The sequence below is a fragment of the Haloferax sp. Atlit-6N genome, assembly GCF_003383195.1.
GTDB lineage: Archaea > Halobacteriota > Halobacteria > Halobacteriales > Haloferacaceae > Haloferax > Haloferax gibbonsii.
In genome coordinates, this window is sequence record NZ_QEQJ01000245.1 from 1 (window position 1) to 489 (window position 489).

General features: G+C 66.1%; 1 protein-coding gene. It reads right to left on the minus strand.

Features of this window, described 5'->3' with window-relative positions; translation table 11 throughout:
- Positions 1–489: molybdopterin-dependent oxidoreductase (locus tag DEQ92_RS22190; protein ID WP_147299584.1), on the minus strand; the 489-nt coding region annotated here is incomplete at both ends.

Below are 489 nucleotides of genomic sequence, written 5' to 3' on the forward strand. Positions count from 1 at the left end.
GCAGTAGTGGTCGGCGTGCTCGGCGACGCCGATTCGTCGCGGGTCGAAGACTGTGAGCGAGGCCCCGTCGCGGACGTTGCGCTTGATTCGGGTTGCGAGCACCGGATGCGACTCGGTCGTGTTCGACCCCGTGATGAGGTAGGCGTCTGCCTCGCCGATGTCCTCGTTAATGCGGTTCGTCATCGCACCGTACCCAACGGTCTGCTGGAGGGCAGCGACGGTCGAGGAGTGACAGAGTCGGGCGCAGTTGTCGACGTTCTTTGTGCCGAGCACCTGCCGGGCGAACTTCTGGACGAGATACGCCTCCTCGTTCGATCCCTTCGAGGACGCCAGCGCGGATACGGCGTCGCGGCCGTGCTCGTCGCAGATCTCGCGGAACTGCGCTGCGACGAGATCGAGTGCTTCTCCCCAAGAGGCCTCCCGCAGCGCCCCGTCGTCGCCGCGGATCAGCGGCGAGGTGAGCCGGTTTTCGGACTCGGCGAACTCGTG